The organism is Flavobacterium undicola, assembly GCF_009909155.2.
In the GTDB taxonomy this organism is placed as follows: domain Bacteria; phylum Bacteroidota; class Bacteroidia; order Flavobacteriales; family Flavobacteriaceae; genus Flavobacterium; species Flavobacterium undicola.
Map to the genome: position 1 here is coordinate 94,785 of NZ_JAAAPM020000010.1, position 13,971 is coordinate 108,755.

The 13,971-nt window shown below is 36.2% G+C and carries 8 protein-coding genes; 5 read left to right on the top strand and 3 right to left on the bottom strand.

Annotation, left to right across the window (positions count from 1 at the left end):
• Nucleotide 1 precedes the first annotated feature (1 nt).
• The 4 genes from GTZ96_RS07795 to GTZ96_RS07810 all read left to right on the top strand — a co-directional run bounded on the left by GTZ96_RS07795 (nucleotide 2) and on the right by GTZ96_RS07810 (nucleotide 5,473).
• Nucleotides 2-2,134 (top strand): hypothetical protein, encoded by a 2,133-nt coding sequence (locus GTZ96_RS07795; protein WP_161642624.1) that lies wholly within the window; start codon nucleotides 2-4, stop codon nucleotides 2,132-2,134.
• Nucleotides 2,135-2,647: 513 nt separating this feature from the next.
• Nucleotides 2,648-4,495 carry a rhamnogalacturonan lyase gene (locus tag GTZ96_RS07800; RefSeq protein ID WP_161642627.1) on the top strand — a complete coding sequence of 616 codons (1,848 nt, stop codon included), beginning with the start codon at nucleotides 2,648-2,650 and terminating at the stop codon, nucleotides 4,493-4,495.
• A gap of 204 nt (nucleotides 4,496-4,699) precedes the next feature.
• Complete coding sequence (locus GTZ96_RS07805; RefSeq protein ID WP_161642630.1) at nucleotides 4,700-5,179, top strand: hypothetical protein; 480 nt, start codon at nucleotides 4,700-4,702, stop codon at nucleotides 5,177-5,179.
• Between the two features lie 27 nt (nucleotides 5,180-5,206).
• Complete coding sequence (locus GTZ96_RS07810) at nucleotides 5,207-5,473, top strand: hypothetical protein (protein ID WP_161642633.1); 267 nt, start codon at nucleotides 5,207-5,209, stop codon at nucleotides 5,471-5,473.
• A 288-nt stretch (nucleotides 5,474-5,761) separates the two neighbouring features.
• Here the strand turns inward: GTZ96_RS07810 and GTZ96_RS07815 are convergent, their stop codons facing one another.
• Nucleotides 5,762-6,748 carry a pectinesterase family protein gene (locus GTZ96_RS07815; RefSeq protein ID WP_235972898.1) on the bottom strand — a complete coding sequence of 329 codons (987 nt, stop codon included), beginning with the start codon at nucleotides 6,746-6,748 and terminating at the stop codon, nucleotides 5,762-5,764.
• 188 nt (nucleotides 6,749-6,936) lie between these two features.
• Here GTZ96_RS07815 and GTZ96_RS07820 point away from each other — a divergent pair, with 188 nt between their 5' ends.
• Nucleotides 6,937-9,393 carry a glycosyl hydrolase 115 family protein gene (locus GTZ96_RS07820; RefSeq protein WP_161642635.1) on the top strand — a complete coding sequence of 819 codons (2,457 nt, stop codon included), beginning with the start codon at nucleotides 6,937-6,939 and terminating at the stop codon, nucleotides 9,391-9,393.
• 124 nt (nucleotides 9,394-9,517) lie between these two features.
• On the opposite strand, the gene GTZ96_RS07825 is transcribed toward GTZ96_RS07820, so the two are convergent.
• Both GTZ96_RS07825 and GTZ96_RS07830 read right to left on the bottom strand, forming a co-directional pair.
• Nucleotides 9,518-11,059: a rhamnogalacturonan acetylesterase gene (locus tag GTZ96_RS07825; RefSeq protein WP_161642638.1), complete on the bottom strand. Its 1,542-nt coding sequence runs from the start codon at nucleotides 11,057-11,059 to the stop codon at nucleotides 9,518-9,520.
• Nucleotides 11,060-11,101: 42 nt separating this feature from the next.
• The gene (locus tag GTZ96_RS07830; RefSeq protein WP_161642641.1) at nucleotides 11,102-13,969 is read right to left on the bottom strand and encodes a glycoside hydrolase family 2 TIM barrel-domain containing protein; all 2,868 of its coding nucleotides are present in this window, start codon (nucleotides 13,967-13,969) and stop codon (nucleotides 11,102-11,104) included.
• Nucleotides 13,970-13,971: the final 2 nt, after the last annotated feature.

Genomic DNA, 13,971 nt, shown 5'->3' on the forward strand with positions numbered 1-13,971 from the left:
CATGAAAAAAGTATTCATCGCACTCTCCTTGTGTTTGTTGATAACAACAGCAAAAGCACAAGAAAAAATTGACCGAAAAGCATTGGTTACAAGGCACAATGTCAATATCACAAAAATTGACACATTGGGTTCTTTATCGGTTGGAAACGGAACTTTTGCCTTTACCGTTGACGCTACCGGTTTACAAACTTTCCCCGATTATTATCAGGCGGGTGTTCCGTTAGGTACACAATCGGAATGGGGATGGGATGCTAATCCGAATACTGATAATTATAAAATTGAAGAAACCTTAGTCAATTTCCAACAAAGCGGAAGACAAGTTTCTTATGCTGTTCAGCCAAAAACTCCTGATCATGTAAAAAATGCCGTAGAATATTTCCGTGCCAATGCACATCGATTGCAACTGGGAAATTTAGGATTTGAATTGTACAAAAAAGATGGTGCTTTAGCCAATCCATCGGATATCAAAAACATTAAACAAACGCTGAATGTCTGGACAGGAGAAATCATAAGCACCTTTACTTTTGAAGGAACTCCTGTAAAAGTTTGGACAGCTTCGCACCAGGAAAAAGATGTTATTGGAGTTAAAGTGACTTCTGATTTGATGAAAAAAGGGCAATTAAAAATTCGCCTGCGTATTCCTTATCCAACAATCAAATGGGGCGATAATGGAAATTTGTGGAAAGCTGATTTGGCTTATACCAGCACCCTTTCAAATAAAGGAAAAAACGAAGCCATTATCACGCATAAAATGGATTCGATTACGTATAATGTTGGTTTAAAATGGAAAGGAAATGCAGCTATTGCTCAAAAAGAAGCGCATTATTATATTCTTACTCCTTCTAAAAACAGTGAATTTGCTTTCAGTTGCGAATTTGCGCCAGCTCACAAAGGAAAATTAAGCATTCCAGATGTTGCAGCTGTACAAACTAGCAGTGTTTCCGGATGGGTAAAATTCTGGAAAAGCGGGGGAGCAGTCGATTTCTCAAAGTGTACCGATGCCCGTGCTTTTGAATTAGAACGAAGAGTCATTTTATCTCAATATCTAACCAAATTGCAATGTGCAGGAAACGAACCGCCGCAGGAAACAGGATTAACTTATAACAGCTGGTATGGAAAACCGCATTTAGAAATGCACTGGTGGCATGGCGTTCATTATCCGTTATGGGGAAGAGCTAGTTTGTTAGAAAAAAGTTTGCCTTGGTATTCTAAGGTGTATGACAATGCTAAAAAAATTGCCGTAAGACAAGGTTATGACGGTGTAAGATGGCAAAAAATGACGGATCCAGATGGTAATGAAGCGCCGTCTTCTATTGGAGCATTATTAATTTGGCAACAACCCCATTTTATCACTTTTGCCGAATTAATGTATCGCGACCACAAGGATAAAGCTACTTTAGAATTGTACAAAAAACGTGTTTTTGCTACTGCCGATTTCATGGCTTCGTTTGCTTATTATGATCAAGCACAAAAAAGATATATTTTAGGTCCTGGAGTTATTCCTGCTCAAGAGCGTTTTAAAGCTGCAGAAACCTTTAATCCAACCTACGAATTGGCTTATTGGAATTGGGCTTTAAACACCGCCTTAGAATGGAAAAAACGTTTAGGCGAACCGGAAGTAGCTAAATGGGCAGCTGTTGTTGCTCAATTATCTAAACTGCCTGTTCAGGACAATGTGTATTTAGCTACTGAAAGTGCCAAAGATTCTTATACCAATCCAGAATTCAAAACCGATCATCCATCTGTTTTTGGAACATACGGAATGTTGCCAGAAACTACTTTATTGGATAAAAAAATCATGAAGAACACCTTCGATTTGATTTGGAAAACCTGGTCTTGGAAAGAAACCTGGGGTTGGGATTTCCCGATGACGGCTATGACTGCGGCTCGTTTACAAATACCTGATAAAGCGGTTGATGCCTTGTTTATGAATGTACAAACCAATACGTATTTAGTTAACGGGCACAATTACCAGGAAGGTCGTTTGCCTATTTACCTGCCAGGAAATGGAGGACTGCTTACGGCCGTAGCCATGATGTGTGCGGGTTGGGATGGCACTACCGAAAAAAATCCAGGTTTTCCTAAAGATGGTAAATGGAATGTACGCTGGGAAGGTCTTGAAAAAATGTTTTAATAAGTTAAATCCTGAGAGTTTTAAATTCTCAGGATTTTTTGTAAAAAGGATATGGCTAAATAAAATTTGAGATTTTGTATCTATACTAATTTCAAAACAAACTGCAGTCATTCACGAGGTTTAAACGTCCTTAGCAGCCGCAGTCGAGCGTCAAATGTTTGAAGAATGCGTAAAAAGAAAAGTTGTTTGATCCGCCGCGGCGGAGAGTTATTTTCTTTTAGTATTCGAAAACTAATTTGACCGACGAGGGTGCGAAGACTTGATTTTTTTGTTTCTTTTTTGATCAAGCAAAAAAGAAAATTATAATTATTAAAACCCCATTTTATCCCTCAACCCTAATTTAGGGTGACGATACAAACTAATATCCAATCAGTCAAAAAGAATAAACAAATGATATAAGTAACAAATAATCCTATAATCATTTAAACCTTAAGCCTTATTTAAAGTCCTAACAAAGGATTTACAATAAATTCCTTTTAACCAAATTACAATCAACCAATTTAATAACCAAAGATGAAAAAATACCTGATAGCACTATTGGCTTTTCAGCTGTCTAGCACTTTATTATTCAGTCAAAGACAAATGGAATCTCTAGACAGAGGACTAATTGCAGTAAAAGAAAATGGCCATTTTTATGTGGGCTGGAGAGTTTTAGGTACGGATGCCGATAATCTGGCTTTTAACTTATATCGAAAAAGCGGAACCAACGCAGCCATTCGCGTAAACGACAAACCCATAACAGCAGCAACAAATCTAATTGATGATAAAGCCAATGCAAACGAAGACAATAGCTGGTTTGTGAAAACGGTTTTGAATGGAGTAGAAAAAGAAGCCAAAGGAAGTTTTACCATTCCTGCCAATAGTCCTGATAAAAATTATTTGTCCATTCCTCTAAAAGGAAAACAAGGCTATGCTCCTAATGATCTTTCGACGGGAGATTTAGATGGAGACGGACGTTATGATTTAATTGTACACATGGCAGGTATTGGGAAAGACAATTCTTTTACAGGATTAAGCGACACTCCTGTTTTTCAAGCCTATACTTTAGACGGAAAATTTTTATGGGAAATTAATTTGGGCAAAAACATTCGCGAAGGCGCACATTACACCCAATTCATGGTTTATGATTTAGACGGAGACGGTATAGCGGAATTTGTTTGTAAAACTGCTGACGGAACTACGGATAGTGCCAATAATGTGGTAGGTGACGCATCAAAAGACTGGAGAGATACCGATCAAAAGTCGGCTACTTTTGGTAAAATACTACAAGGCCCTGAATACCTGACTGTTTTTGATGGTAAAACGGGAAAAATAATCAATACAGTTCCTTACATTCCTGAAAGAGGCGACATTGGAAAATGGGGCGGAAAAGGCGGAAATGGAAAAAACGATAGAACCGGAAACAGAGTCGATCGTTTTACGGCTTGCATTGCCTACCTTGACGGCGTACATCCAAGTGTGGTGATGTGCAGAGGTTATTATGGTCGAATTGTGATGGCTGCCTGGGATTTTAAAGACAAAAAACTAAGCTCAAAATGGGTTTTTGACAGCAAAGACGGAAATAATCCTTTCTCCGGAATGGGAAATCACGGACTCTCAGTTGCCGATGTGGATGATGATGGAAAAGACGAAATTGTTTTTGGTTCCATGGTTGTTGACAACGATGGAAAAGGATTGTACACCACAGGTTTTAGACATGGTGACGCACTTCATGTGAGTGATTTAGATCCTGAAATTCCTGGTCAGGAAGTTTTTGGTGTACACGAAATTGAAGAAGGTACAAAAGGTGCAGGAGTTGCTTTGTTTTCGGCTGCTAATGGAAAAGTACTGTTTACTGCCGCTCCTAATGAGGATGTAGGAAGAGGTGTTGCTGACAACATTGACCCTACCAGAATTGGCGCCCAAATGTGGTGGTCGGGTTCAAAATCTGTATATGATATTAAAGGAAATAAAATTGGGGAAGCACCAAGAGCAGCAAATTTTTTAATTTATTGGGATGGTGATGCTTCGAGAGAAATTCTGAACTCCAATTATATTGATAAATATGGAAAAGGCAGGATTTTCACTGCCGAAGGAGCGCGTTCTAACAATGGGACTAAATCAACTCCCGGGCTTTCTGCTGATATCCTTGGCGATTGGAGAGAAGAATTGATTTTAAGAAGCGAGGACAACAGCGAATTGCGTATTTATTCTACAACAATTCCAACCGCAATCAGACAATACACCTTAATGCATGATTCCCAATACCGTTTAGCGATTGCCTGGCAAAATGTAGGCTACAACCAGCCGCCACACACCAGTTTTTACATGGGAACCGGAATGAAAGCCGCTCCAAAACCAAATATTAAATTGGTTCCTTAAAAACATTTATCTTAGATCTTTTTTTCAAAGCACAGTGTAAGCTGTGCTTTTTTATTTTGTAAGAAAATTTAATTTAGCAAAAAAACTATTTTATAGCCGAAATCTACCTAAATTTGGGTGTATACTAGCTACTTTATAGCGGTTATATATATAAGTTGGCGAACAGTTTACCTAAAGAGAGAGTAAAACCGAAACACCGAGAATATGATTGATAATACTGAACTTAAAATATTAGACGAAATTTTAAAAACATTATCTATTTCAGATTCTGTTAAATGGTTTGAAATAATGAATGAAACATTAGATAGATGTGAATTTTTAAAAGATGTTGACCATTTTACATTTCAAGTTGCTTTATTAAAATTAGTTAAAGATGATTACGTAATTGAAACTAACAAAGATATTGACAACCCAAAAAAAACACATTATAATATATCTTTTGAAGGTTTGTTTTTTATTAAAAACGGCGGTTACGAAAACCAAAACCTAAAAAGCCACCAAGTGGAAATGGAAGTCGTCGAGATGAAGAAAATGCAATCTCTTCTTGAAGCGAAGAACGCTTCGCTTCAAGTTCAACTTGTTGTTTTGACTTACCTAATAGCGTTTGGTACATTGGTTGCTGCGATATATTATCTATTGGAAGTTCTTGCTTTTTTAGGAGTTTGTCAGTCGAAAAAAATATAGTAGAAAATTTAAACATAATTTAAAACAATGGATAAAATTAAATCAGAGTTAATGGAAATTACAGAAAAATACAAGAAAGACTATTCTAATGCTTTTGACCGAAATGGCAAATCTGATACTTTGAAAAACAACGTAATGTTGGTATCAGACCTACAATTAAAACTTGCAGAAGAACTTGTTGATACAACAAAAACTTATTACAAAAACCATAATATTATTGATACATCCGAAATAGACGAATTTAAAAACAATTTGTATATGGATTTTATTCAATTCTCAACGACTTTTGAATAACAGAAATAGCGTAATTCCCTCGTCTGATGCACGTTTACAACGAATATCCATCTGGGCTCGTTTGCAACGAGTACCTACTTACTTTTAAGAACAAAATAAAGCGTTTGCAACGCGGCTCTTAAAAATCCTTGTCACGTTCAAACATTAAATTTTCACGCAGATTCTACAGATTTTAGCAGATTCTTAAATAATTTTTCTGTGCAAATCTGCAAAATCTGCGTGCCTATTTTATCTCTGTTAGAGACAGATTAACGCATCCACAAAATCAAGACTTTGCGGAGCTAAAATTCATCGAATCGTTTTCCAAAAATCATCCTTAGGAAAGATATTTTTCAAAGTATATTTTGCAGCTTCTTCTTTTGACAATTGATGCGACCAAGCCACTCTTTTATCTGTTTTAGCTCCTTTTCCTTTGTTTTTGTATTCGGCGTAAAAAGCCGTTTTCGTCTTATCGGCAAATCGTTCATCTTTCCATGGATTCCAACCTTCAGCCAAAATATGGCTTCCTAAATTACAATTCATAAATACCGTTTTAGCATAAGGACGCCACGGACGCCCCAAGAAAACCTTGCTTACACCAAGATCAGCAATCAGTTTACAATTTAAAAATACATAACCAAATTCAAGATTCTCAGGCGTGGAAGCAGCTGTTATATAAGAATCTTTTTTACTCTTGATGATACAATTTTCAAAAACAGCCGTTGCCGGTCCAAAAATAAAATCGGTTGTTCCTTCGATATAACAATTTTGATAATATTGATACGTTCCATCGCCATCAGTAAGTAAAGTATCCTGACAACCTAAAATTCTAGCATTTTTGATTGCAAAACGACTGCCTTTGATGTGTAAAGAAACTGCCTGACCTTTCTCACACCAAGTATTTTCAATCGTTAAATTTTCAATTCGAACATCATCAGCGCGAACTAAAAGCGTATACGAATCGGAAGTTCCAATATTTCGATTCGAATTTGGATTCGCTTTCCCCGAATAATCATCATACATAATAATCGTATTTTCTTTACTCTCACCTAGCAATTTCAATCCTGGTTTTGAAGACGCAATAACTAATTTTTCTTTGTAAATTCCTTTTTTGATATAAATCACAACGGATTCTTTTTCACTATTGGCTGCATCAATTGCCGCCTGAACGGTTTTAAAATCGCCGCTTCCATCCTGAGCAACGGTTATCTTTTTATCTGAATCTAATTTTAATTCTGTGCAAAAACTAGCATTCGAAAAAACACAAAAAAACAATACTAAAATATACTTCATCATCTAATAAATTAATTACACATTCTTTCAATAAAGAACACAGTGAACTCCAAAAATAAAGAAAAAAAACCAGTTTTCAGTAATCGATTACAACCTATAAAAAACACGAAATAGCTTCTTATTTAGAAGTTATTATCTTATTTTAGTCAGCTATTAAAAAACCGAGAAAACCTCTTCAAAATAATCATTTAATGAGAAACAAAATTCAAAATTCATTCTTACTATTATTCGTTTTTACGAGCCAACTTTTTTGGAGTCAAGAAAATAAAAACAGCTTTCTTATTGCCAACAAAAATGAGGTTGCCTCTATGTACATCGATCAAAATACAGACCAACTGGTAGTTTGGGCTGTAAATGAATTGGCAAACGACATTCAGGAAATCACAGGTCAAAAACCTAAAATCATAGCTTCTAAAAAAGCAACGAATGAAAAAGGAATTTATATTGGCCAAATCAGTGAAAGTATCTTTAAAAATTATAAAAAATCAAACTTAAAAGGTGCTTGGGAAAAATTCAGCATCAGTACCGAAAAAAACAATTTGTACATTGTAGGGAGCGATGTCCGCGGAACAGTGTACGGAATTTTTGAAACTGCCGAAAGATTAGGGATTTCACCATGGAAATGGTGGGCTGATGTCAACAATATTAAAAAAGAAACATTAGTCCTGAACCTTCCAGCTGGAGGAATTACCGAAAGTCCTTCGGTGCAATTTCGAGGCATATTCTTAAATGATGAAGACTGGGGATTACAACCTTGGGCTGCTAAAACTTTCGAAAAAGAAACGGGAGATATTGGTCCTAAAACCTACGAAAAGATTTTCCAATTGTTATTACGCCTGAAAGCCAATACCATTTGGCCAGCAATGCACGAATCTACCAAAGCTTTTTTTAAAATCGAAGGCAATAAAGAAATGGCCCAGAAATACCATATTCTATTGGGAACTTCACATGCCGAGCCAATGTTGAGAAACAATGTAGATGAATGGAAAAAAGAAACGATGGGTGCTTTTAATTATTTTACCAATAGTGAAAACATCAATAAATATTGGCAAGGACGCTTAAATGAAGTTCGCGACAGCAAAGCAGAAGCAGTCTTCACACTGGGAATGCGAGGTGTTCATGACAGCCAAATGGAAGGTGCAAAAAATGCAGAAGAAGCCAAAAATATGGTTGAAAAAATCATTGTAAAACAACGCGAAATGCTGGCTTCGACATTTAAAAAACCCATTACTTCGATTCCACAAGTATTGATTCCGTACAAAGAAGTTTTGGAACAATACAACAAAGGACTAAAAGTTCCTGAAGATATTACCCTAATGTGGACCGATGACAACTATGGTTACATCAGACGAATTAGCGACGAAAAAGAACAAAAAAGAATTGGCGGCGGTGGTGTATATTATCATTTAAGTTATTGGGGAAGACCTCATGATTATTTGTGGTTATCGTCTATGCAGCCGGGTTTAATTTGGTCAGAAATGTCTAAAGCTTACGCCAATGGTGATCAAAAAATGTGGATTGTGAATGTGGGCGACATCAAACCTACCGAATACGATTTGGAATTCTTCATGGATTTGGCCTGGGATATCAACTCCATAAAACCGGATGGAATTAAGCAACATTTGGAAGATTGGGCAGCAAGAGAATTCAACAATGCCGTTGCAAATGACGTAAGCAATGTCATGAGCGAATATTACCGATTAGCAATGTTGAGAAAACCGGAATTCATGGGCTGGAGCCAAACTGAACCAACAACCCAAATTAAACCTTCTGAATTTACGACTGCTGAAGCCAAGCGAAGAATCCAGCTTTACGATCAATTAGTGAACGAAGTAAATCGTTTGTCTGCATCTATTCCTCAAGAACGAAAAGACGCCTGGTTCCAATTGGTTGTTTATCCAGTAAAATCGGCAACTTATATCAATCATAAATTCCTGTACTGGCAATTATCTTTAGAAAGTAAAGATCAAGCAGAAAAGGAAAAATTCGAAAATTTATCCAAAGAAGCTTTCCATCAAATTGAAGAGTTGACTCATTATTACAATACCGAAATGAGCAATGGAAAATGGAACAACATGATGAGTAGGGCTCCAAGAAAATTGCCTGTTTTTGATCCAATAAAATATGATAATGTACCAAAAATTGAAGAAAATAAAGAAGCAACAACTACTGAATCCATTGCCATTCAGGCAAACCATTTTACAGCAAATCAAGGGGTGAAAAATTACCAATGGAAAGCGATAGAAGGTTTTGGATACAGCAATGCTGCCATCACTTTATTCCCATTAAAAACAAGCTCTTTTGAAACCGAAAAACCTTCGGTAACTTATACTTTCGAAAGTAACAATTCTGGTGAATACGAGATTGAAGTGCGTTTTATACCGACACATGCTAATAATTCGGATCATCAGGCAACAGTTACATTCGATTCAAATACCAGCAAAACATTCAAGTTGAACAGCTATGACAGGGACGCAACTTGGAAGGCAAATGTGTTGCGAAATGCGGCTATTTTCATATTGCCTGTGAAAATAGAAAAGACAGGAAAACACACTATTAAAATAGAAGTAAATCAAACCGGAATTGTAATTGACCAATTAGCCATTTTCCCAAAAGGACAAAAAAAACAGGAGATACCATTTAAATAACGGTATCTCATATTGTTAACTTAAGATCATTGAAGAATAGTTGATTTATTGCGAGGAACGAAGCAATCCCATAACGTGAGTAACTACTTGTGATTGCTTCGTTCCTCGCAATGACACAAAACGATTATTTATCCAACTGAACCGGAGGCAGATTATCTACCTCTTTTTTAGTTAAAACCAAATCTCTAATCTTACTCCCTTTTAAACTTCTTAGCTCTTCAGCAGCAGTTTCAGCAACTGTATTAGCTCCTACTCTACCGGTATGCGTATGGTCTTTTGGATAAAACTCTTTTACTTTTTCTTGTCCTAAAGCTTCATATTTCTGAGCTACTTTTTGACTTAAGTTGATGTAATCTACTTTTTCAGCATTTGCAGCTTCCTGTGCCCATTTAACATAGGTTTGATCTCTTTGTTCTACTTTTCCATTTGGCCATTCGTTTCTTGGTGTCAAACTCATCACAATTGGAGTTGCTCCTTTTTCTTTGGTTTCACGAATGAATTTCTTCAAATACCAACCATAAGTATGAACCGTTTCCATCAAACTGTCTGCACGATTTACCATTTGTGTTTCCTCTCCAATTCCATTGATCGAACCTCTATATTTCTCTCCATCAATTTTACCGGCATCGTTGTGTCCAAATTGAAGAATAACAAAATCATCCGGCTGAATTTCTTTTTTCGTTTTATCCCAAAGTCCTTCAAAATCAAAAGTACGAGAACTTCTTCCTCCTCTGGCTTTGTTAACGATATTCACTCTGGTAGTATCAAAATAACGAGGCACCATAACTCCCCATCCCACAGCATTTTCATTGTTGTTATTCGCCATAGTCGAATCGCCAACCAAGAAAACATTGATTTTTCCAGGTAATTTGATTACCGGATTCTCCACAATGTAATTCTTCAATGGACTTTTCGAAACTTTTAACCCTTCTATGATTGAAGTAGCAGCCATCACAGCTCCTTTTGCCGATGGATGTGTATGGTCTTTTTTATAAAAATAGGTTCCTGTTACTTTTGCTTCGCCAAATTGCTCTAATTTCTTAGCCATTCTATCATTCAAATCAATGAAAATAACTTTCTCCTGATCGGCAATTTGTTTCGCCCATAATCCATAAGAAGTATTATTTCTTGGCAATTTTCCGTCTTTCCATGTATTTCTGGGAATTGGCGACATTACAATAGGAATAGCTCCTTTTGCTTTAGCCTCTTTCACTACTTTTCGAATATACCAACCATAGCTATGAACAATTTCATGCTTTTTGGTAATCAAATTATCAATTTCTTCTGTCTTTTCAGAAATTCCTTTTATGGTCCCTCTGGCCCTAATGGTATCATTCAGCGGACCATCATCATTATGTCCCCATTGGATTAGAACATAATCGCCTTTTTTCAGTTTTTTATAAACCACATCCCATAATCCTAAATTTTGATACGATCTAGAACTTGTTCCTCCCAGAGCATGATTCTCAACCGTAATTTTGTTAGAATCTAAAAATTGTCCGATGTAATCACCCCAGCCCCAAAGCCCGCCAGTTCCATCACCACGACCATTTTTCACAGTAGAATCTCCTACTGTGTACACTGTTATTTTTTGCTGTGCCTCAGCCTTAAATTGCACTAAAAAAAGTGCTAATAAAGCAAAAAGCATTAATTTGTTAATTCTCATTTTACAATTATTATTTTGTTATTGAATTTGATATTGTTATTGTTATTTCTCAACTCTAAAATCGAACCATAAGTTCATCTGAATTCCTTCGTCACCACTTTTAATTCGAATACTTGAAGGTTGACTATGTGGTCCATGGTGCTCTAACGGTTTAAAATCACGCATGGCTGGAATTTCATACATAAACGAAATATTTCCTTCAGGGAATGCCGGTTGTGGATAGGTTCCTTCGAAAGCATTTTTAGGTAAATCGGGTGTGAACAATCTTAAAAATACATTCTCCGAAGCACTGAACATTTTAAAACTATTATTGTCTTTTGCTTTTAAAGCTGCCGCATACAAATTAGCGTGATAACCTTTAAACTCTGGCAAAATCATATTTTCAAAACTTTCTCCCGGAATGGTTTGATTATATTCTTTCTCCCAAATTCCATAAGTTGTTCCTTTGATTCTGTTTTTCCAAACATGGTAAGGTCCTTTTCCAAACCATTTCATGCTTTCTACTCCTTGCTCAGGAAAATCAAAAGTAAGACCAAAAGCATCTACTTTATCCTGAAAGAATGCACCATCAAAGCCATTATTAGCACCTGCATCTTTAAGAGCCAACATTTCCATTTTCAAACGGCCATCGGCAGTCATCGTCCATTTGATTTTTTTGATTCCACCAATATAATTCACCACTAAAACTGCAGCATTATTTTCGATAGTAGTTTCAATACTTTTCACTTCGGCTATCATCCCAATTGGAGTAGGTCCATTAGTCAAAGGAACAATTCCGTTTTTGTTATTAACCGTGATAATTTTCCCGTTTTTTTTATCGAATGCAACTTGAACATCTTTACTGATTAATGAAACAGAAGCTGCTTCATCTTTGATGCTCACTTTTGCTTTAGTTTCTTTTTTCAACAAAAATTTCTCAGCAAAATAATCTCCTTTGTGAATCGTCCAAGTCCAGGTATAGATTTCTCTTCCATGTTGGTCATGAGCGGTAATTTCGACCCAGTCTCCTTCGAAAAAGTTAGCACCAACAGGAATTTTTATTTTAGAAGTTTCGCCTGGTTCAATACTTGGAATTTCAATTTTTCCTTTATCTAGAATCGAATTTGCGTTCTTAGTATACAACATTTCTTTATTAGCCTTAACCACTTTGTATTCCATAGTACAAGAATTAAGATTGCTGAAAATATAATCGTTACTAATTAAAAATGTACCATCAAATTTAGAAGTAATACTCAAAGGAGCAAATTGAATTGGCGCCCAAATTTCCTTAATAGCATAAAAACTTCCTTCTTTTTCCCGGTGTGGCCCAAGAATTCCATCGGCAGCCAAAGAACCTTTCGAATCAAATTGTTCTTTTCCAGTCCAATCGACTCTCTTCACAGCTTCGTCACAAAAAACCCAAATAAATCCACCTGCAAACAGCGGACTTTCTTTAAAATGATTCCAAAAATCTTCTAATCCTGCTCCTCCACCATTGTCATAAGTAGCGTGCATAAATTCAGTTGGAAAGAAAACATTTTCTCCATTTACAAATCGATGAATTCCAGTTTGAAAAGTTGGATAATGATGCGCATCCCAACCATCAAAATCTGACCAAGGGTGAATTACAATACGTTTTTGAGGATCTAAATCTTTAAAAATAGGGTCTACTTTATAATTCCATCCGCCTTCGTTTCCATTATCCCAAATAATAATAGACGGATGATTCACATCGCGCGTTACCATTTCTTTGACTAATTTACTTCCAGTCTCAGTATCATAAGAATTTTGCCAACCCGCTAATTCATCCAAAACAAAAATCCCCAATGAATCACAAACTTGCAGAAAATGACTGTCGGCAGGATAATGACCACGCACAGCATTCATGTTCATATCTTTCAACAAATTCACATCCATGATACTTAAACGCTTACTGGTACTTCTACCAGACTCTGGCCAAATTTCATGTCTGTTTACCCCTTTCATGATAATCTTCTTTCCATTCACATAGATTCCGTCTTTCTTGATAAACTCTAAGGTTCTAAAACCAATGCGTTCTGTAATTTCATGAATGGTTTTCCCGTTTTGTTTCAATTCTAATTTTAGATTGTACAAATTAGGTGTTTCCGGACTCCAGGGTTTGATATTTGGAAATTGCATGCTAATGGCTTTTTTCTGTTCTTTAGCATTAACATCAAAAGTATGTGTCCCAATGATTTTATCACTTCCTAAAGCTGAAATAGAAGCTGTAATTGTACTTTTTTGAGAAATATTTTGAAGGTCTAAATGCGCATTCAACGTTCCATCCATTTTGGCATCAACAGCTACATGAGCTATATTTTCGTTTGCCATGATTTCTAACCAAACCGGACGATAAATTCCACCAAAAAGCCACCAATCGGCTCTTCTTTCGGCAGCATTTACCGAATTATTAGCCGAATGTTTTGAAACGTGTGCTTCTAAAACATTATTTCCGCCATAATTCAATAAAGATGAAATATCATATTTGAATTCGTAAAAACCACCCTGATGAATTGGTCCTGCCGATTTTCCGTTGATTTTTACTTCAGTATCGGTCATGGCTGCGCCAAAAACAATATAAATGGTTTTGCCTTTATCTGAAGCTGAAATTTGGAATTCGTGTTTGTAGAAACCTTCTTCTTTACTTGGTTCTTTCTGGTTTAATTCTTTGTACCAACGACCATAAGTATATTCGCCAAAACCTTCCAATTCCCAGTTAGACGGCACATTAATTTTAGACCATTGTTTGCTGTTACTTCCAGCGGTACACATAAAATCCCATTTAACAGGATGCTCAAAATCCGTTCCCGAAAGGAACACTTTAGTAGTTTGCTGTGCATTTGCATTTATAACGCATAAAAAAGGCAGAAATAATGCGACCGCAACTTGTAATGATTTTTTAAAAAACATAA

What these genes read in the sequence shown, in the direction of transcription:
- GTZ96_RS07825 (WP_161642638.1), bottom strand. Translation starts at nt 11,059, where the DNA reads ATGAGAATTAACAAATTAATGCTTTTTGCTTTATTAGCACTTTTTTTA.
- GTZ96_RS07800 (WP_161642627.1), top strand. Translation starts at nt 2,648, where the DNA reads ATGAAAAAATACCTGATAGCACTATTGGCTTTTCAGCTGTCTAGCACT.
- GTZ96_RS07810 (WP_161642633.1), top strand. Translation starts at nt 5,207, where the DNA reads ATGGATAAAATTAAATCAGAGTTAATGGAAATTACAGAAAAATACAAG.
- GTZ96_RS07805 (WP_161642630.1), top strand. Translation starts at nt 4,700, where the DNA reads ATGATTGATAATACTGAACTTAAAATATTAGACGAAATTTTAAAAACA.
- GTZ96_RS07820 (WP_161642635.1), top strand. Translation starts at nt 6,937, where the DNA reads ATGAGAAACAAAATTCAAAATTCATTCTTACTATTATTCGTTTTTACG.
- GTZ96_RS07830 (WP_161642641.1), bottom strand. Translation starts at nt 13,969, where the DNA reads ATGTTTTTTAAAAAATCATTACAAGTTGCGGTCGCATTATTTCTGCCT.
- GTZ96_RS07815 (WP_235972898.1), bottom strand. Translation starts at nt 6,748, where the DNA reads ATGATGAAGTATATTTTAGTATTGTTTTTTTGTGTTTTTTCGAATGCT.
- GTZ96_RS07795 (WP_161642624.1), top strand. Translation starts at nt 2, where the DNA reads ATGAAAAAAGTATTCATCGCACTCTCCTTGTGTTTGTTGATAACAACA.